At 58.2% G+C, this 17,453-nt stretch carries 15 protein-coding genes, 4 tRNA genes and 1 riboswitch; of the genes, 4 read left to right on the top strand and 15 right to left on the bottom strand.

Translation table 11 applies throughout. The annotated features are described in order from the left end of the window. Nucleotides 1–477: 477 nt before the first annotated feature. Nucleotides 478–554 (bottom strand) — tRNA-Arg (locus JFT63_RS27620). A gap of 324 nt (nt 555–878) precedes the next feature. On the opposite strand from JFT63_RS27620, the gene JFT63_RS27625 reads away from it, so the two are divergent. The 3 genes from JFT63_RS27625 (at nt 879) to JFT63_RS27635 (ending at nt 2,000) form a co-directional block, all read left to right on the top strand. After that, nucleotides 879–1,106 (top strand): hypothetical protein, encoded by a 228-nt coding sequence (locus JFT63_RS27625; protein WP_198845188.1) that lies wholly within the window; start codon nt 879–881, stop codon nt 1,104–1,106. A gap of 11 nt (nt 1,107–1,117) precedes the next feature. Beyond that, a complete protein-coding gene (locus tag JFT63_RS27630) occupies nt 1,118–1,297 on the top strand; it encodes a PA3371 family protein (protein ID WP_057704166.1) in 180 nt (59 codons plus the stop codon). Between the two features lie 376 nt (nt 1,298–1,673). Beyond that, complete coding sequence (locus tag JFT63_RS27635) at nt 1,674–2,000, top strand: Arc family DNA-binding protein (RefSeq protein ID WP_003193592.1); 327 nt, start codon at nt 1,674–1,676, stop codon at nt 1,998–2,000. 100 nt (nt 2,001–2,100) lie between these two features. On the opposite strand, the gene mgtE is transcribed toward JFT63_RS27635, so the two are convergent. From mgtE to ltaE, 8 genes are all read right to left on the bottom strand, one after another. Further along, nucleotides 2,101–3,543, bottom strand: coding sequence for a magnesium transporter (gene mgtE / locus JFT63_RS27640; RefSeq protein WP_005790606.1), 1,443 nt, complete (start codon nt 3,541–3,543; stop codon nt 2,101–2,103). Between the two features lie 349 nt (nt 3,544–3,892). Further along, a tRNA-Arg gene (locus tag JFT63_RS27645) sits at nt 3,893–3,969 on the bottom strand. A gap of 72 nt (nt 3,970–4,041) precedes the next feature. After that, nucleotides 4,042–4,118 (bottom strand) — tRNA-Arg (locus tag JFT63_RS27650). A 108-nt stretch (nt 4,119–4,226) separates the two neighbouring features. Then, nucleotides 4,227–4,317, bottom strand: a tRNA-Ser gene (locus JFT63_RS27655). 62 nt (nt 4,318–4,379) lie between these two features. Beyond that, entirely contained in the window at nt 4,380–4,568 is a 189-nt protein-coding gene (gene csrA, locus JFT63_RS27660) for a carbon storage regulator CsrA (protein WP_003175645.1), read from the bottom strand. A gap of 175 nt (nt 4,569–4,743) precedes the next feature. Beyond that, nucleotides 4,744–5,985: an aspartate kinase gene (locus JFT63_RS27665; RefSeq protein WP_057704167.1), complete on the bottom strand. Its 1,242-nt coding sequence runs from the start codon at nt 5,983–5,985 to the stop codon at nt 4,744–4,746. A 95-nt stretch (nt 5,986–6,080) separates the two neighbouring features. Then, entirely contained in the window at nt 6,081–8,699 is a 2,619-nt protein-coding gene (gene alaS, locus JFT63_RS27670) for an alanine--tRNA ligase (protein WP_057704168.1), read from the bottom strand. Between the two features lie 146 nt (nt 8,700–8,845). Next, nucleotides 8,846–9,850, bottom strand: coding sequence for a low-specificity L-threonine aldolase (gene ltaE / locus JFT63_RS27675; protein WP_198708319.1), 1,005 nt, complete (start codon nt 9,848–9,850; stop codon nt 8,846–8,848). 190 nt (nt 9,851–10,040) lie between these two features. Then, nucleotides 10,041–10,210: riboswitch (FMN riboswitch) on the top strand. A 97-nt stretch (nt 10,211–10,307) separates the two neighbouring features. Between ltaE and JFT63_RS27680 the strand changes: the two genes are divergently transcribed. Beyond that, nucleotides 10,308–10,817 (top strand): 6,7-dimethyl-8-ribityllumazine synthase, encoded by a 510-nt coding sequence (locus tag JFT63_RS27680; protein ID WP_032879834.1) that lies wholly within the window; start codon nt 10,308–10,310, stop codon nt 10,815–10,817. Between the two features lie 133 nt (nt 10,818–10,950). Here the strand turns inward: JFT63_RS27680 and astE are convergent, their stop codons facing one another. The 6 genes from astE to aruF form a co-directional block, all read right to left on the bottom strand. After that, entirely contained in the window at nt 10,951–11,955 is a 1,005-nt protein-coding gene (astE, locus tag JFT63_RS27685; RefSeq protein WP_198845189.1) for a succinylglutamate desuccinylase, read from the bottom strand. Nucleotides 11,956–11,966: 11 nt separating this feature from the next. After that, entirely contained in the window at nt 11,967–12,254 is a 288-nt protein-coding gene (locus tag JFT63_RS27690) for a hypothetical protein (protein WP_003175651.1), read from the bottom strand. A 26-nt stretch (nt 12,255–12,280) separates the two neighbouring features. Further along, nucleotides 12,281–13,627, bottom strand: a complete 1,347-nt coding sequence (astB, locus tag JFT63_RS27695; RefSeq protein ID WP_186563050.1) for an N-succinylarginine dihydrolase — start codon at nt 13,625–13,627, stop codon at nt 12,281–12,283. 188 nt (nt 13,628–13,815) lie between these two features. After that, nucleotides 13,816–15,282: a succinylglutamate-semialdehyde dehydrogenase gene (gene astD / locus JFT63_RS27700; RefSeq protein ID WP_198845190.1), complete on the bottom strand. Its 1,467-nt coding sequence runs from the start codon at nt 15,280–15,282 to the stop codon at nt 13,816–13,818. Continuing rightward, complete coding sequence (gene astA, locus JFT63_RS27705; RefSeq protein WP_057704173.1) at nt 15,282–16,307, bottom strand: arginine N-succinyltransferase; 1,026 nt, start codon at nt 16,305–16,307, stop codon at nt 15,282–15,284. The genes astD and astA overlap by 1 nt, the downstream gene beginning before the upstream one ends. A 51-nt stretch (nt 16,308–16,358) precedes the next feature. Next, nucleotides 16,359–17,378, bottom strand: a complete 1,020-nt coding sequence (aruF, locus tag JFT63_RS27710) for an arginine/ornithine succinyltransferase subunit alpha (protein WP_003175655.1) — start codon at nt 17,376–17,378, stop codon at nt 16,359–16,361. Nucleotides 17,379–17,453: the final 75 nt, after the last annotated feature.

Here is a 17,453-nt window from a genome sequence, read left to right on the forward strand (position 1 = left end):
CTCCACAAGCACCCACACGAATTGCTTGATTCAGTTGTTAAAGAGCGGTTGGTTAAGATCTTTCGTCTCAACCGAGGCGCGCATTCTACAGCAGCCTCATTTGCTGTCAAGTGATTATTTTCAGAAGTTTTCGAAGATTTCTTCAACAACTTCAACCACTTGCGCTTAAGATCTCTCCGAAGCGGGAGGCGAATTCTACAGGGATTGGCACCTGCGTCAAGCCCCTAAATAAAAAAACTCAAAACGCCCTTTTGGAATCCTTTGCACCTGCCCTGAAGCTCTCTGTAAACCTCTCTATATAGAGAAAGGAGCCAGCACATTGCTGACAGCGATATTCCTCACGCAAAAAAGCAACCCGCAACAAATGCCAGGCTATCAACAGAAGCAGGATTCAGACCGAAGGAAATGCAGCAGAGGCAAACGTGAATGGCTTGTAGATAGCACTAAACGACATGGCCGGCGTTCAGCATATATAGATGGTGTCCCAGGGCCGGTTCGAACGGCCAACCTTCCCCTTAGGAGGGGGATGCTCTATCCAATTGAGCTACTGGGACAAATGACAAGCGCGTCACCGACGAGAGCAGCGACAGACGGCGTGCATCTTAACGGCGGAGGCAGGTTTTGTCATGTCGTCCTTAGGCATTTTGCTTGTAGGGCAAACCTTGCGCATACCTGTATAGCCTCACCCAGCAAACGCAGAGGCTTACAGAGATCATGCAAATTGCACTACTCCAAAATGCCATCATTGCAAACTGCAACCCGGAGCACACACACAAATACAGCAAACAACTGATTTTAAAGGAAAATTACCTTGGCACGGCATCTGCAATGTTATTTGCATAAAGCCAAGCGAACCAAGAACCACGGAGAACATGACCATGAACAGCGCCCTACTATTAGCTCTGAATGCCGTGGCTCTGGCCGCACTGGTGATATTCCATTTTCAGCCAGTCAACACACAAGATGCCGCATTGATCAGCCAAGCGCTTCCCCATCATTTGCAACAACGCCCGCAACTGGCGGTAGTAACTGCCACCCAGCAGTCGCCCGTTCTCCTGACCCGGGAAACGCAAGCTGCACCTACATCCGAGCACTGGGTTTTCTGAGAGAACTACCGATGTCCAAACCCGCCTGGTTTTTTCTATGCTTGACCCTCATAACGGGCTTTCTGGGCTTCGCCACTGAGTCGCCTGGAGTTCAAGCCACAGCCTTCATCGTCAGCGCTGTGTTTGCCAGCCTACTGACGCTGGCCCTCATTGTTGGCCGTCGAATCAAATTCGATCCATTGCTGCGCTAACGCCCTCCTCTCGCCCTACCTTATGTCGACTCACCCTAGCAAATCGGCAAACTGCCACTAGGCTAAAGACTGAGGGCAAAAGGCCATATTGCTCTGCGCCCTTCAACCCTGACACACCGTAGCCTTGAGTGCCGGGACCCGCCCTGCATCAGCGCAAAAGTTTTCCAACCAGTCCGCAAAAATGCAAATCAGTACTGGCACAAAGCCTTTAGGCGGTTCAATATTTGTCACAGAATTGACGCCAATGAAATGGCAAATCTGAGGCATGATGCGGCCTCTTTGCAATTCGGGTTGAACTTTGGTCGTGAGCCTTGTCTTAACACTCATCTTGCGGCCAATTCCAGAAACCGCTCCCCTGAACTAACCGGTTAAATATATGCGCCCATTGAAACAGGCAATTTATTCCAGCCGTACGGCTGACAAATTCGTCGTACGTCTGCCAGACGGAATGCGGGAACGCATTGCCGAGGTGGCTCGCAATCATCACCGCAGCATGAACTCTGAAATCATCGCACGCCTGGAACAAAGCCTTATTCAGGAAGGTGCCTTGGGTGAAGAGCTGAGCATGCGCCTGGACAGCCCGGAGCTGTCACTGCACGAACGCGAACTGCTGCAGCGTTTTCGTCAGCTCTCCCACCGTCAGCAAAACGCCCTTGTCTCGCTTATCGCTCACGATGTTGAGGCGGCCGCAGAAGCCAATTGATTGACACTGAAAGCCGAAGCCAGCCATGTGCTGGCTTTTTTTTGCCTGAATTTTGGGGATAGGACGCAAAGCGGGGGCAAATGTGCCCCCGTAGAAGGGATCAGAGCAGGAAGATCGTTGCCAGGCCCAGGAAGATGAAGAAGCCACCACTGTCAGTCATGGCAGTAATCATCACACTGGCCCCCATGGCCGGATCGCGTCCAAGGCGCGCCAAGGTCATAGGGATCAATACCCCCATCAAGGCAGCCAGCAGCAGGTTCAAGGTCATGGCAGCCGTCATCACCACCCCCAAGGACCAACTGCCATAAAGGAGATAGGCCACCACACCAATCACTCCCCCCCAGACCAGGCCGTTGATAAGGCCTACAGCCAACTCCTTGCGCAGCAGGCGTGATGAGTTGGCCGTACTCACCTGATCCAGCGCCATGGCCCGCACGATCATGGTGATAGTCTGGTTACCGGAGTTACCGCCGATACCCGCCACAATCGGCATCAACGCCGCCAACGCCACCAGCTTTTCAATTGAGCCTTCAAACAACCCGATGACTCGAGAGGCGATAAACGCTGTGATCAGGTTAACCGCCAACCAAGCCCAACGGTTATGCAGAGAACGCCAGACTGACGCGAAAATATCTTCCTCTTCACGCAAACCCGCCATATTGAGGACTTCGGTTTCACTCTCTTCACGGATCAAGTCAACGATTTCATCGATGGTCAGACGACCAATCAATTTACCGTTCTTGTCGACCACCGGAGCCGAGATCAAGTCGTAACGCTCAAAAGCCTGGGCCGCGTCGTAGGCATCTTCGTCGGGATGGAAGCTCACGGTGTCGCTGGCCATCAGGTCAGCTACTTTCTTCTCGGGATCATTGACCAACAGGCGCTTGATCGGCAACACACCCTTGAGAATGCCCTCATAGTCGACCACGAACAGCTTGTCGGTATGGCCCGGCAGCTCTTTGAGGCGACGCAGGTAACGCAGTACCACTTCCAGGCTGACGTCTTCGCGGATGGTGACCATCTCGAAGTCCATCAGCGCACCGACCTGATCCTCGTCGTAGGACAGAGCCGATCGCACGCGCTCACGTTGCTGCGTATCGAGCGCCTCCATCAACTCATGAACAACATCCCGAGGCAGCTCAGGCGCCAGGTCGGCCAGTTCGTCCGCATCCATCTCCTTGGCGGCAGCCAGGAGCTCGTGATCATCCATGTCGGCGATCAGCGTTTCACGGACCGAGTCAGACACCTCCAGGAGAATGTCACCGTCGCGATCAGCCTTGACCAACTGCCACAGGGTCAGTCGATCATCGAGCGGCAACGCTTCAAGGATGTAGGCAACGTCGGCGGAGTGCAGGTCATCGAGCTTGCGTTGTAGCTCGACGAGGTTTTGCCGGTGCACCAGGTTCTCAACGCGGTCGTGGTTCGGACCCTCCTGGCGGTGCGTGAGGTCTTCGACCACGCGCTGGCGCTGCAGCAGCTCGATGACTTGAGCCAGACGATCCTGCAGGCTTTCTTGTGTTTTCTTTACTTCTACTTCGGTCATAGGCGAACTCCACTCCCAGCAGCGGGGCACGCCGGAAGGATCAATCAGTCAATTCATGATTGGTAAAACGGGGTACTGAGTAACTACTGGGTAAGTCCATGGAGGTATTCCACAAGCCCCGACGGGGCTGACGGGCGCATGATACACCGCCCGGCCGTTTTAAACGTTAAAAAACTGGAAAGAACAAGCGCTTGCGAGCCAATGTTCAGTATTGGCTGCACCTATAGAACTGCGACGACGCGCACGAGAAGGAAAACACATGGGAAGAATGAAAAGACGCACGCCAGGATAAAACCTACATAAACCCCAGACGGCAAAAAGCCCGCACTAGGCGGGCTTTTTGTTTGTATGGTGCACTCGACAGGATTCGAACCTGTGACCGCTCGGTTCGTAGCCGAGTACTCTATCCAGCTGAGCTACGAGTGCAGATTGTGTTTTTAGACCAGATCACAACTGGTTGAAGCCGAGCTACCTGCATCACTGCAACTAACTCTTAAATGGTGCACTCGACAGGATTCGAACCTGTGACCGCTCGGTTCGTAGCCGAGTACTCTATCCAGCTGAGCTACGAGTGCATTTGTTGCCGCGCATTATAGGCCGTTCAATCTCTATGTAAAGCTATTTTTTCGAGTATTTTCAACAACTTACCGAAAAAACCAGATTGCAACGTACTAAGCAAATAATGGCGGAGAACGGGGGATTCGAACCCCCGACACCCTTTTGAGGTGTACTCCCTTAGCAGGGGAGCGCCTTCGGCCACTCGGCCAGCTCTCCGCAACACGGGGCGTATATTAACCACGTTCATCCCCGTTTGCAAACATAAAAAACGATAAAAATTAAAGGCTTGGTTCTTCGTCCTTCTCTTTCTTGATCCGCAGGTAGATTTCCTCGCGGTGAACCGCTACCTCTTTCGGGGCGTTAACCCCAATACGCACTTGATTGCCTTTGACGCCGAGCACGGTCACGGTGATTTCGCCATCACCGATAATCAGGCTTTCTGCGCAACGACGAGTCAGAATCAGCATGCCTTTCTCCTCACGCATTTCAGTTCAGGAACAACAGTCTGCAAAAAAAAGGCATTCGACCTACAACCCAAAAGCCGTAGCCCTACATGCCTAAGTATTGTCGAGCCCACGCAAAAGAACATGCGCCCCACAAAAAAATGAAAGGCGCGGTAAACCGCGCCTTCCTGGCAACACATCACTCGCCCTGTCGGGCCGGAGCATCAAGCTCAAAAGCGGTATGCAGCGCGCGTACAGCCAGTTCCAGGTACTTCTCTTCGAGCACTACCGAGACTTTGATTTCCGAGGTGGAGATCATCTGGATGTTGATACCTTCTTTGGCAAGGGCACCGAACATACGGCTGGCAACGCCAGCATGGGAACGCATCCCCACGCCTACGATCGACACCTTGGCAATCTTGGTATCGCCGACCACTTCACGGGCGCCAATTTCGTTCGCCGTGTTCTGCAGGATTTTCAATGCTGCATCGTATTCGTTGCGGTGCACGGTGAAGGTGAAATCGGTGGTGTTATCGTGCGAAACGTTCTGCACGATCATGTCGACTTCAACATTCGCATCGCTGACAGGACCCAGAATCTTGAAAGCCACGCCCGGGGTGTCTGGCACGCCACGGATCGTCAGCTTGGCTTCATCGCGATTGAAAGCGATGCCGGAAATGATCGGCTGTTCCATGGATTCCTCTTCATCAATAGTAATGAGGGTGCCCGGACCCTCCTTGAAGCTGTGCAATACGCGCAGCGGAACGTTGTACTTGCCGGCAAACTCCACCGCACGAATCTGCAACACCTTGGAACCAAGGCTGGCCATTTCCAGCATTTCTTCAAAGGTGATCTTGTCGAGGCGCTGGGCCACTGGCACGACGCGCGGGTCAGTGGTGTAGACGCCATCCACATCGGTGTAGATCTGGCATTCGTCAGCCTTGAGGGCTGCCGCCAATGCCACGCCAGTGGTGTCGGAACCGCCACGCCCCAGGGTAGTGATGTTGCCTTGCTCATCCACACCCTGGAAGCCCGCTACAACTACCACGCGCCCAGCCTTCAGATCAGTACGAATTTTCTGATCATCAATTTGCAGGATGCGCGCCTTGGTATGTGCGCTGTCGGTAAGAATGCGCACCTGGCTGCCCGTGTAGGACACCGCTGGCACGCCACGCTTGTTCAGGGCCATGGCCAACAGCGCAATGGTCACCTGCTCGCCCGTGGACACAATCACATCCAGCTCACGTGGCAGCGGCTGTTGATCCCCACTGATGGCCTTGGCCAGGTCGATCAGGCGATTGGTCTCGCCACTCATGGCGGACAGCACCACTACCAGGTCATCGCCGGCATCGCGGAATTTCTTAACCTTGTCGGCGACCTGCTCGATTCTTTCTACAGAGCCGACCGAGGTGCCTCCAAATTTCTGTACGATCAAAGCCATTTCCAAGCCGCCTCAGCCCGTAAAGGGGCGCCTAATATCCAATCCACCCGCACTGAACAAGCCCGTGACTAAACCACGGGCCGATTAACAGTGCCTTAAATACCTGCCTCGACAAACGGCACGGTCAAGGCCAGGGCCGCGTCCAGGGCACCGGCGTCTACACCACCGCCTTGCGCCATGTCCGGACGACCACCGCCCTTGCCGCCCACTGCCGCTGCGGCTTGCTTCATCAAATCACCGGCTTTGAGTTGGCCAGTCAGGTCCTTGGTTACACCGGCAACCAGAACGACCTTATCCTCATGGACACTGCCGAGCAGGATCACTGCGCGGCCGAGCTTGTTCTTCAACTGATCGACCAAGGCCAACAACGCCTTGCCGTCCTGACCATCCAGGCGCGCCGCCAGAACTTTTACATCCTTGACGTCAACCGCCGAGGCTGACAGATCATCGCCCGCAGCGCTGGCCGCCTTGGCCTGCAACTGCTCCAGCTGTTTCTCCAGCGCGCGGTTGCGCTCCAGCACGGCAGACAGTTTGTCGATCAGATTGTCACGGCTGCCCTTGACCAGGCTGGCCGCTTCCTTGAGTTGTTCTTCGGCGGCATTGAGGTAAGCCAGGGCCGCAGCACCGGTCACCGCCTCGATACGACGCACACCGGACGCCACACCGCCTTCGCTGATGATTTTCAGCAGGCCGATATCGCCGGTACGGTTGGCGTGGATACCACCACACAGTTCCACCGAGAAGCTACCGCCCATGCTCAGTACGCGCACTTCATCGCCGTACTTCTCGCCAAACAGCGCCATGGCACCCTTGGCCTTGGCGGTTTCGATGTCGGTTTCTTCAGTCTCTACCGGCGTATTCTTGCGCACCTCGGCGTTGACAATATCTTCCAGCGCCTTGATCTGCTCAGGCTTGATCGCTTCAAAGTGGCTGAAGTCAAAGCGCAGGCGCTGGCTGTCGACCAACGAGCCCTTTTGCTGAACGTGCTCACCCAGCACTTGGCGCAAGGCCGCGTGCAGCAAGTGAGTGGCCGAGTGGTTCAATGCAGTGGCGTGGCGTACCTCGGCATCAACCTGGGTATCCACAGGCGCACCGACGGTCAGGCTGCCCAACACCAACACACCGTGATGCAGGAAAGCACCGCCAGTCTTGGTGGTGTCGCGCACCTCGAAACGGCCGGAGGTCGAGCTGAGGAAACCACAATCGCCGATCTGGCCACCCGACTCGGCGTAGAACGGGGTCTGATCCAGTACCACCACGGCTTCTTCGCCTTCGTTCAATACATCGACCGACTTGCCGTCTTTATAGATGGCGACGATCTTGGCCGAGCCGGCGGTAGCCTTGTAGCCGATGAACTCGGTGGGCACGTCAACCTTGACCAGGGTGTTGTAGTCCAGGCCAAAGGAGCTGGCGGAACGCGCTCGCACACGCTGGGCTTCCATTTCACGCTCGAAACCCGCCTCATCGATGGTCAGCTCACGCTCACGGGCGATGTCGGCCGTCAGGTCCATCGGGAAACCGTAGGTGTCGTAAAGCTTGAACACCACGTCGCCCGGCACCACGGTGCCTTTGAGCTCAGCCAGGTCCTGCTCAAGAATCTTCAGGCCATGCTCCAGCGTCTTGGAGAACTGCTCTTCCTCGGCCTTGAGCACCCGCTCGATATTGCTTTGCTGCTGCTTGAGTTCCGGGAAGGCATCGCCCATCTCGGCAACCAGTGCAGCCACGATTTTGTAGAAGAAGCTGCCGGTGGCACCCAGCTTGTTACCGTGACGGCAGGCGCGGCGGATAATGCGACGCAGCACGTAGCCACGCCCTTCGTTGGACGGCAACACACCATCGGCAATCAGGAAGCCGCAGGAACGGATGTGGTCCGACACCACCTTGAGCGACGACTGGCCTTCATTGGCGCAACCAATGGCCGCAGCCGAAGCGCTCAGCAGGTTGGTGAACAGGTCGATTTCGTAGTTGGAATGAACGTGCTGCATGACCGCACTGATCCGCTCCAGGCCCATGCCGGTGTCTACCGACGGCGCCGGCAGCGGATGCAACACGCCATCGGCGGTGCGGTTGAACTGCATGAACACGTTGTTCCAGATTTCGATGTAACGGTCACCGTCTTCATCCGGCGAGCCCGGAGGGCCTCCCCAGATGTCCGCGCCGTGATCGTAGAAAATCTCGGTGCAAGGACCGCACGGGCCGGTATCTCCCATGGTCCAGAAGTTATCGGACGCATAAGGCGCGCCCTTGTTGTCGCCGATACGAATCATGCGCTCGGCAGGCACACCGATTTGCTGGGTCCAGATGTCATAGGCTTCGTCGTCCGTCGCATAGACGGTAACCCAGAGTTTTTCCTTGGGCAGCTTCAGCACATCGGTCAGGAAGGTCCAGGCGAAGGTGATCGCGTCCTTCTTGAAATAGTCGCCGAAGCTGAAGTTACCCAACATTTCGAAGAATGTGTGGTGACGCGCGGTGTAACCGACGTTTTCCAGATCGCTGTTCTTGCCGCCGGCGCGTACGCACTTCTGGCTGCTGGTGGCGCGGGTATAGGCGCGCTTTTCCTGACCCAGGAAACAGTCCTTGAACTGGTTCATCCCCGCGTTAGTGAACAGCAGGGTGGGGTCATTGCCTGGGATCAAGGAGCTGGAGGCTACACGGGTGTGACCTTGCTCTTCGAAGAAGCGAAGGAAGGCTTCACGGATTTCTGCGCTTTTCATTAGGTTCTTCCACGGAGGCTGCGGCCAAAGGCCAGTGCGCAACATCATCAGACGGAGCGACGGCAAAGGGCCGCATTATATCGGCCCTTTGCCGGTGGTACAGCGTGTTTATGTGATAGAAACAGTCAATTAGACGGCCTGCACTGTCATTTCTGCGAAAATGCGACAAATGCCTGCACGACTTGCTCGATCTGTGCCCGGCTGACATCCAGATGCGTGACCATACGCAGGCGCGGCGCGGCGCTCAACTTGATCCCACGCTCTGCGGCAAAGGCTTTCAACGCTTGCGCCTGGTCGCCGATTTGCACATAGACCATGTTGGTCTGCACCGGCTCCACCGTATAACCGGCCTTGCGCAGCTCATCCCCCAGCCACTGCGCGTTGGCGTGGTCCTCGGCCAGGCGTTGTACCTGATGATCGAGGGCATACAGCCCCGCCGCCGCCAGCGAACCCGCCTGGCGCATACCGCCACCGACCATCTTGCGCAGGCGCCGGGCCTTGGCGATCAACGCCGTGGAACCGCACAGCACCGAGCCGACTGGCGCCCCAAGGCCCTTGGACAGGCACACCGATACCGAATCGAAATGCTTGGCGATGTCACGCGCGTCCACCCCCAGTTTGACCGCCGCGTTGTAGATCCGCGCGCCGTCCAGATGCAGCGCGAGGCCATGTTCACGGGTAAACGCTCGCGCACTGGCCAGGTACTCCATCGGCAGGACCTTGCCCTGCATGGTGTTTTCCAGCGCCAGCAAGCGCGTGCGGGCAAAGTGGAAATCATCAGGCTTGATCGCCGCCAGCACGTGGTCAAGGTCCAGAGAACCGTCCGCCTGCACTTCCAGCGGCTGCGGCTGGATCGAACCCAGCACCGCCGCCCCGCCGCCCTCGTACTTGTAGGTATGGGCCTGCTGGCCGACGATATATTCCTCGCCGCGCTCACAATGAGCCATCAATGCCAGCAGGTTGCTCATGGTGCCGGTGGGTACGAACAACGCCGCAGCGAAACCCAGGCGCTTGGCCAGTTCAGCCTCCAGCATGTTGACGCTGGGGTCTTCGCCATAGACGTCATCACCGCTGACGGCACAGGCCATCGCGTCGAGCATACCGGGGGTGGGTTGGGTCACGGTGTCGCTGCGCAGGTCAATCACGGTCATGAAGGGGGCCTCTAACGGAATGGATAAGTCCTTTTGTGTGTGATTACTGCGGGCAAAGCCACGCAATATCAAGCCCCCCATGCATTCAATCGAATACCAACCAAACAAACCGATATAGCTTATCGATACGGCAACCGTGCAGTTTTTGAAAAACCGTGTTAAAAACTCTCCGCCGCCAGGGTTCTGGCGGCAACGTTCTCAGGGCGGGGTGCAATTCCCCACCGGCGGTAATTGCACGCAATGTGCATAGCCCGCGAGCGCTTGGCGCCTTGAACTGCCTCGGCAGGACGGCGACAAGGTCAGCAGACCCGGTGTGATCCCGGGGCCGACGGTCATAGTCCGGATGAAGAGAGAACGGGATTGGCACCTAAGGGCCGCGCGCCTGTTTGCGCACGCGCACCCTCAAATCCCATTCGATTCATAACGCCCTGTTTTTTTCTTAAACAGGAGTCAGAACATGCAACCCACCGCAATCGACAGCAAAAGCAAAAACCACCACGGCGAGCGTGTCGCGTTTATCCAGGCCTGCTGGCACAAGGATATCGTCGACCAATCGCGCAAAGGCTTCCTCGCCGAAATGATCGCCCAGGGCTACCAGGAATCGGACATCGACTTTTTTGAAGTCGGCGGTGCCTTTGAACTGCCCCTGCACGCCAAGCTGCTGGCCAAGACCGGTCGCTATGCGGGCATCGTCGCCGCCGCACTGGTGGTGGACGGTGGTATCTACCGTCACGAATTCGTCGCCCAATCGGTGGTCAGCGGTTTGATGCAGGTTCAACTGGAGACCGAAGTGCCGGTGTTCTCGGTGTCCCTGACGCCGCATCATTTCCACGCCGGCAGCGAACACACCACGTTCTTCTATGAGCACTTCGTGCACAAGGGTCAGGAAGCTGCGCGCACCTGCGCCGACACCCTGCACAAAGTGCGCGCGATCCGTCGTAGCGAGCCGCGTGCGGTAGCGGTCTAAATCTAAGCCTCACCGCAAACCAGTGTGGGAGCTGGCTTGTCTGCGATGCAGACACCTGGGTGTATCAGTGATACCCAGGTGATGCTATCGCAGGCAAGCCAGCTCCCACATTGGACTGAGCCAGCCTCGGCTCTCAGGCCAGGCCAGCATCCGTGGTTGGCACGATCAATATCCCGGCGCGCAAGCCGTTCTTCACCTTTGGGTTGGGGAAGATAATGCGGGCGCCCTCCTCCTCGATCACCCAGCGGGTCTTGGCCACGTCTTCGGCCAGCAGATAACCCTTATCCAATTGCGAAAAGTTTTCCACGTCCGCCGGCAGGTGCATCAGGAAGGCATCGCTGTGCTTGATGACCTCGCGAGAGACGGCAAACAGTTGCAGGCCGTCCAGGCTTTCGGTCGGCGGCTCGTTGCCTTCAATGATGTGCGTAAGGCGCGCCTCCAGACGGGACACGTCCACGCCCTGGTTCTGCCCGAACGGCCGGGCCTTGCCCAGTTCCAGGGTGAAGGCTTCGGCTTCCAGCTGTTCATAGGTAAACGCAGTGAAGGTGATCGAGGTTTTGTTCTGCAGCAACACCGCTTGCATACCGGCGGCGTTCAGACGCGCCAGTTCACGGCGCGAATGTTGACGCCCTTCCTTCCACGGGTAGAGGGCAAACTGCTCGATCTTCGAACCACGAATCGCGGTGTGCAGGTCGTAGTGCAGGCGTGACCGGCCGGGCTGGCTGAAAAAACTGCGCGCCAGTTGCTCAAGTTCGGCAGCGCGCATGGCCTCAGGGCCAATGTTGCTTTCATGCCGGCCGTTGAACAGCCGGTTGATGTCCAGTTCGAGATAACGCTCGCCGCGGCGCATGGCCTCGGGGTTGCCGAACAGGAACAGAATACGGGAACGGGGTTTGATTTCCCCGCGGGCAATGCCATGCAACAGGCGGTCGAGCAATTCGATCGGCGCGGTTTCGTTGCCATGGATGCCGGACGACAGCAGCAGGTCGCTGCCATTGTCCCGGGCTTCAGGAGGGCGCACTTCAAGCGCGCCCTCGCTGAGCCAGCGCATCTGCACGCCGTCGACAGTCAGTTGAATTTTTTGCGCCGGTTCGCGACCGGCGAGGGTCAGTTCAAGCAGTTTGCCGAGGGCGAGCATAAGCAGCTTCCTTAGTGGTTGCAGCCAGGACCATGGACGTGATCGTCGTCATCACCTTCAACGTCGGCCGGTTCCATTTCCAGTTGCAGGCTCATCAGGTTGGTCGCCAACGGGCGCATCAGCAGGTTGGCGTACTCGGCGTCGCCCTCCTCCACGTCCACACCGATCAGCAACTGGCCACGGCCATCGTGCTGGATCCAGATCTCCTTGCCCTGCCAGACCACGGCGACGCGGGTGCAGGAGGTTTCCAGCTGGGTGCCGTCGGTGTCTTCAAGGATCAGCTTCAGGGTGTCGGTCATAAATAAAATATCTCAGCCGTATGGCGTTAATTGATCTGGAAAGGATAAACCGAGCCCAGTTTAAGGATTTGCGTCAGTTCATCCAGTGCCGTCCGGCACTCAAGCAGCAACTGCGGGTCAGCCAGGTCGGTTTCGCGCAGGCTGTCGCGGTAGTGCTTGTTGACCCATTGGGTCAGGGTGTCGTACAGCGGCGCGGTCATGATAACGCCTGGATTCACCGCCGCCAGTTCGGTTTCGTTCAAGGCAACGCGCAAGCGCAGGCACGCCGGGCCGCCGCCGTTTTGCATACTTTGCTTGAGGTCGAACACTTTGACTTCGCGGATCAGGCCACCGGAGTTGGTCAAGCCCTTGAGGTAATGCCATACGCGCTCATTGGCGCGGCATTCTTCCGGCACGATCAGCAGCATCGAGCCGTCAGCGCGGGTCAGTAACTGGCTGTTGAACAGGTAGGAACGCACAGCGTCTTCAACACTGACCTGGGCACGGGGCACACAGATGGACTGGAAGTTGCCGCCCAGCTTGCCCAGCTTGCCGTGCAGTTCGGCGAGCATCTGTTCGGTGTTGAGGAATGCATCCTCGTGATAGAACAGCACTTCACCGTTACCCACTGCGATCACATCGTTGTGGAACACGCCTGCGTCGATCACCGCCGGGTTCTGCTGGGCATAGACCACGCCGTCATCTTTCAGACCGTGCAGGCGTGCAACGGCTTGCGAGGCTTCAAGGGTCTGGCGTGCCGGGTACTTCTGCGGCGCTGGATAACGGCTATCGAAGGCACTGCGGCCAAACACGAAGAACTCAACACCAGCCTCACCGTATTCACGGCAAAAGCGCGTGTGGTTGGCCGCGCCTTCATCGCCAAACTGCGCCACCGCCGGCAACGCGGCGTGGTGGGCGAAATGCTTGGCGTCGGCAAACATCGCACCCAGTACGCGGCTGGTGGTGGGGTGTTCGATGCTGCGGTGATATTTGCAATTGAGGTTGGCGGCGGTGAAATGCACGCGGCCATCTGCGGTGTCGGCGCTTGGGCTGACAGTCGCCGCGTTGGCGACCCACATGCTGGATGCCGAGCAACTGGCGACCAGCAACGGCATGGCCTGCTTGGCCGCCTGCTGGATCACCTGAGCGTCAGTGCCACTGAAACCGAGGTTGCGCAACGCGGCCACATCCGGACGTTCCTGAGGGGCCAACACACCTTGCACAAAACCCATGTCCATCAGGGCCTTCATTTTCTGCAAGCCCTGCAGCGCCGCTTCCTTGGGGTTGGAAGACTGCTGGCTGTTACTTTGGGACGCGACGTTGCCGAAGGACAAACCGCCGTAGTTATGGGTCGGCCCCACTAGACCGTCAAAATTGACTTCACAGGATTTCATCGGCGAGGCTCCACGAACATCTGTTTTTATAGGCATCAACTGCAGTCTATATCTGTTAACCCGACCCAGTGTGGGAGCTGGCTTGCCTGCGATGCAGGCGACTCGGTCTTTCAGCCAGACCGAGGTGATGCCATCGCAGCGATGCGGCGATCCGACAAGCCAGCTCCCACCTTAGATCGGTGTCACCTTCACTTGAGTGTTATGCCAGGGGTCAACGTGGCTGGCACGACCAGGCTTGGCGTTTCCAGCGACGCCACCGGGTACGCGCAATAATCCGCCGCGTAATAAGCACTGGCGCGGTGGTTACCCGAGGCCCCTACCCCGCCAAATGGTGCGGTACTGGCGGCGCCGGTCAACTGCTTGTTCCAGTTGACGATACCGGCGCGGCTTTCCAGCCAGAACTGCTGGTAACGCGCTTGGCTGTCCGACAGCAGGCCAGCGGCCAGGCCGTATTGGGTGTTGTTGGCCTCAGCGATTGCGGCGGCAAAATCCGCGTAGCGAATCACTTGCAACAGTGGGCCGAAGAGTTCTTCGTCTTCGCGCTCGGCCACGCCCGTCACGTCGATAATGCCTGGGGTGAGCAACGCTGCCTGATCCTGGGGTTGAGTCATCTCCAACAGCGCCACAGCCCCATTGGCCAACATAAGCGCCTGGGCGTCCATCAACGTCTTGGCCGCCGCCAGGGAAATCACCGAGCCCATAAACGGCGCCGGTTGCTGGTCGAAGGCCCCCACGTCAATGGTCGCGCTGACCGCTACCAGACGCGCCAGCAACGCATCGCCCCAGGCGCCTTGAGGCACCAACAGGCGACGGGCGCAGGTGCAACGCTGGCCAGCGGAAATAAACGCCGACTGGATAATGGTGTAAACGGCCGCATCCACGTCGGCCACTTCGTCCACAACCAGCGGGTTATTGCCGCCCATCTCCAGGGCGAGGATTTTGTCCGGGCGCCCCGAGAACTGCTGATGCAGATGGTTGCCGGTGCGGCTGGAACCGGTGAAGAACAAGCCGTCTATGCCAGGGTTGGCGGCCAGAGCGATGCCGGTTTCCCGCGCGCCTTGCAACAGGTTCAACACACCCGCCGGCAGGCCAGCTTCGATCCAGCATTGCACGGTGAGCTCGGCCACTTTCGGGGTCAGCTCGCTGGGTTTGAACAACACGGTATTACCGGCCAGCAAGGCCGGGACGATATGGCCGTTGGGCAAATGCCCAGGGAAGTTGTAAGGGCCGAACACCGCCACCACACCGTGAGGCTTGTGACGTAATACCGCGGTGGCGTCGCCCAATGGGCCGCTCTTTTCGCCGGTGCGTTCACGATAGCTCTGCACCGAGATCGCGATCTTGTTGGCCATGCTGGTGACTTCAGTAGCCGATTCCCACAAGGGTTTACCGGTTTCCTCACCAATGCAGCGAGCGATTTCATCGGCACGGCTTTTGAGGGTGTTGGCAAAGGTTTCCAGCACGCTGATGCGATCTTCCAACGGCAGACGAGCCCACGCGGGGAATGCCTGGCGCGCCGCCTGCACGGCAGACTCAACCTGCTCGGCGGTAGCGCCGTTACCGGCCCACAGCACCTGCTGGGTCACCGGGTTGCGCGATTCGAACAGTTCACCCTGGCCAGCCAGCCAGCTACCTGCGATATACAGCGAATTCATTACTTGGACTCCCGAGCAGCAGACAACGGTACGGCGCGCACTTGATCACCCACCACCAGCTGCAAGCGCTTGGCAGTCTGAGGATCGACCACCAGAGTACCTGCCGCCAGGCGGGCCGGTGCTGCAGTAATGCGGCAGTCTTCACGTTTGCGGTTATGGATCAGGAACGGCGTGGCGTCGTCCCCCGGCGTGCCGATGGCCAACACCAGCGACTGGCTGTCGCGCACCGCACGGATTTTGCTGGTTTCACATTCCACAGCCGGGCCGGCGTCGAAAATATCCACGTAGCCCTGGTAGCTGAAGCCTTCGCTCTTGAGCATGCTCAAGGCCGGCTCGGTGTCCGGATGGACCTTGCCGATCACATTGCGCGCATCCTCGGACAGGAAGCAGCTGTACAGCGGAAACTTCGGCATCAGCTCGGCGATAAACGCCTTGTTGCCCACACCGGTCAGGTAGTCGGCCTGGCTGAACTCCATCTTGAAGAAGTGGCGGCCCAGGCTTTCCCAGAACGGCGAACGCCCGGCGTCGTTGGATACGCCGCGCATCTCGGCAATGATCTTGTTGCCGAACAACTGCGGGAATTCGGCGATAAACAACATGCGCGCCTTGGCCAACATGCGCCCGTTAAGCCCGTTGCGGTAATCGGCGTGCAAAAACAACGAGCACAATTCGGAATTGCCGGTGAGATCGTTGGCCAAAAACAGCGTCGGAATCTCGCGGTAGATATTCAGCTCCTGGGAGGCGCTGACGGTCAGCCCGACCCGGAAGTTGTACCAGGGCTCACGCAGGCCCACGGCACCGGCAATGGCAGAAATACCCACCACGCGGCCTTCGTCGTTTTCCAGCACGAACAGGTAATCGGCATCGCCGCGCCCGGCTTCACCGCGAAAGGTTTTTTCCGCCCAGCCAACCCGGTGGGTCAGGCGCTCTTCGTTGGCCGGCAAGGTGGTGAGGCCGGTGCCGGTGCTGCGCGCCAGATCAATCAGGGCCGGTAAATCGCTGCTGCGTACGGGACGAACGATCATGCTATCTCCTCGAACGGGCCGCTGTTGTCAGCCACCCGCGAAACTCTGTTTTTATACCGCAACCAAACGCACGCTCGCGCCTTCGCCAACGCCCAGGGCTTCGGCGGCCGCCAGGTCCAGGGTCACTGGCTTGCCGGGCGCGTAGTCCAGCTCCAGCATCACCGCACGGTAATCCTGCAACTGCGCGTTGCTCACCAGGTACTGACGACCGACGCCCTTGACCATCTCGCCGATCTTCACCGGCACCACGCGGCTCTGGGCAATCGAGCGAATGCCCGACACCCGTGCGTGCAGCGTCGGGCCACCGTCGAAGATGTCGATGTAGTGATCGGTCTCGAAGCCTTCGCGCATCAGGATGTCGAAGGTGATCTGCGCACGCGGGTGCACTTGGCCCATGGCCTCTTGGGCTTCGTCCGGCAGCAGCGGCACGTAGATCGGATAGTGCGGCATCAACTCGGCGAGGAAGGTACGGCTTTTCAGCCCGCACAGGCGCTCGGCGGCGGCGTAGTTGAGGTCGAAGAAGTTGCGGCCAATGGCATCCCAGAACGGTGAATCGCCGTTCTCGTCGCTGTAGCCGACAATCTCGGTCACCACCGAGTCGGCAAAGCGCTCGGGATGGCTGGCGACAAACAGCAGTCGGCCACGGGAATTGAGTTCCGACCACGGCGAACCGACCAGCTCAGGCACCACATAAAAGCTGGTGAGCAGGCTGTTGCCGGTAAGGTCGTGGCACTGGGAGAGCACGTGGATCTTGTTATGGATCTTCAGCTCGCGGGAGGCGTGCACGAAGGTTTCGTTACGAAAGCTATAGAACGGCTCGGAGTAACCCGCCGAGGCTACGATAGCCGAGCAGCCGGCGAGTTTGCCGGTCTCGGTGTCTTCCAGCACGAAGAAATAGCTCTCTTCACCGTTGAAACTTACCTCGGCCGCGAAAGAAGCTTCGCTGGCGGCGATCTTGTCGCTCAGGCGTTCCACATCATCCGGCAAGGAAGTAACACCAATCGGGCTGTCCGCAGCCAGACGCTGTACCTCGCCCAGATCAGCCATTTGCGCGGGGCGCATCACCAGCATGGTGTCACTCCTTAACTCGAAAACTCACAGAGGAAAAAATGCCGGACACAGGCCCCGGATACACATCGGTCTCAA

Origin of the sequence: Pseudomonas sp. MF7453 (assembly GCF_016405455.1) — a bacterium.
In the GTDB taxonomy this organism is placed as follows: Bacteria; Pseudomonadota; Gammaproteobacteria; order Pseudomonadales; family Pseudomonadaceae; genus Aquipseudomonas; species Aquipseudomonas paralactis.

Coding starts and splice junctions, on each gene's coding strand:
- JFT63_RS27625 (WP_198845188.1), top strand. CDS start 879: ATGAACAGCGCCCTACTATTAGCTCTGAATGCCGTGGCTCTGGCCGCA.
- JFT63_RS27630 (WP_057704166.1), top strand. CDS start 1,118: ATGTCCAAACCCGCCTGGTTTTTTCTATGCTTGACCCTCATAACGGGC.
- JFT63_RS27635 (WP_003193592.1), top strand. CDS start 1,674: ATGCGCCCATTGAAACAGGCAATTTATTCCAGCCGTACGGCTGACAAA.
- mgtE (WP_005790606.1), bottom strand. CDS start 3,543: ATGACCGAAGTAGAAGTAAAGAAAACACAAGAAAGCCTGCAGGATCGT.
- csrA (WP_003175645.1), bottom strand. CDS start 4,568: ATGCTGATTCTGACTCGTCGTTGCGCAGAAAGCCTGATTATCGGTGAT.
- JFT63_RS27665 (WP_057704167.1), bottom strand. CDS start 5,985: ATGGCTTTGATCGTACAGAAATTTGGAGGCACCTCGGTCGGCTCTGTA.
- alaS (WP_057704168.1), bottom strand. CDS start 8,699: ATGAAAAGCGCAGAAATCCGTGAAGCCTTCCTTCGCTTCTTCGAAGAG.
- ltaE (WP_198708319.1), bottom strand. CDS start 9,850: ATGACCGTGATTGACCTGCGCAGCGACACCGTGACCCAACCCACCCCC.
- JFT63_RS27680 (WP_032879834.1), top strand. CDS start 10,308: ATGCAACCCACCGCAATCGACAGCAAAAGCAAAAACCACCACGGCGAG.
- astE (WP_198845189.1), bottom strand. CDS start 11,955: ATGCTCGCCCTCGGCAAACTGCTTGAACTGACCCTCGCCGGTCGCGAA.
- JFT63_RS27690 (WP_003175651.1), bottom strand. CDS start 12,254: ATGACCGACACCCTGAAGCTGATCCTTGAAGACACCGACGGCACCCAG.
- astB (WP_186563050.1), bottom strand. CDS start 13,627: ATGAAATCCTGTGAAGTCAATTTTGACGGTCTAGTGGGGCCGACCCAT.
- astD (WP_198845190.1), bottom strand. CDS start 15,282: ATGAATTCGCTGTATATCGCAGGTAGCTGGCTGGCTGGCCAGGGTGAA.
- astA (WP_057704173.1), bottom strand. CDS start 16,307: ATGATCGTTCGTCCCGTACGCAGCAGCGATTTACCGGCCCTGATTGAT.
- aruF (WP_003175655.1), bottom strand. CDS start 17,378: ATGCTGGTGATGCGCCCCGCGCAAATGGCTGATCTGGGCGAGGTACAG.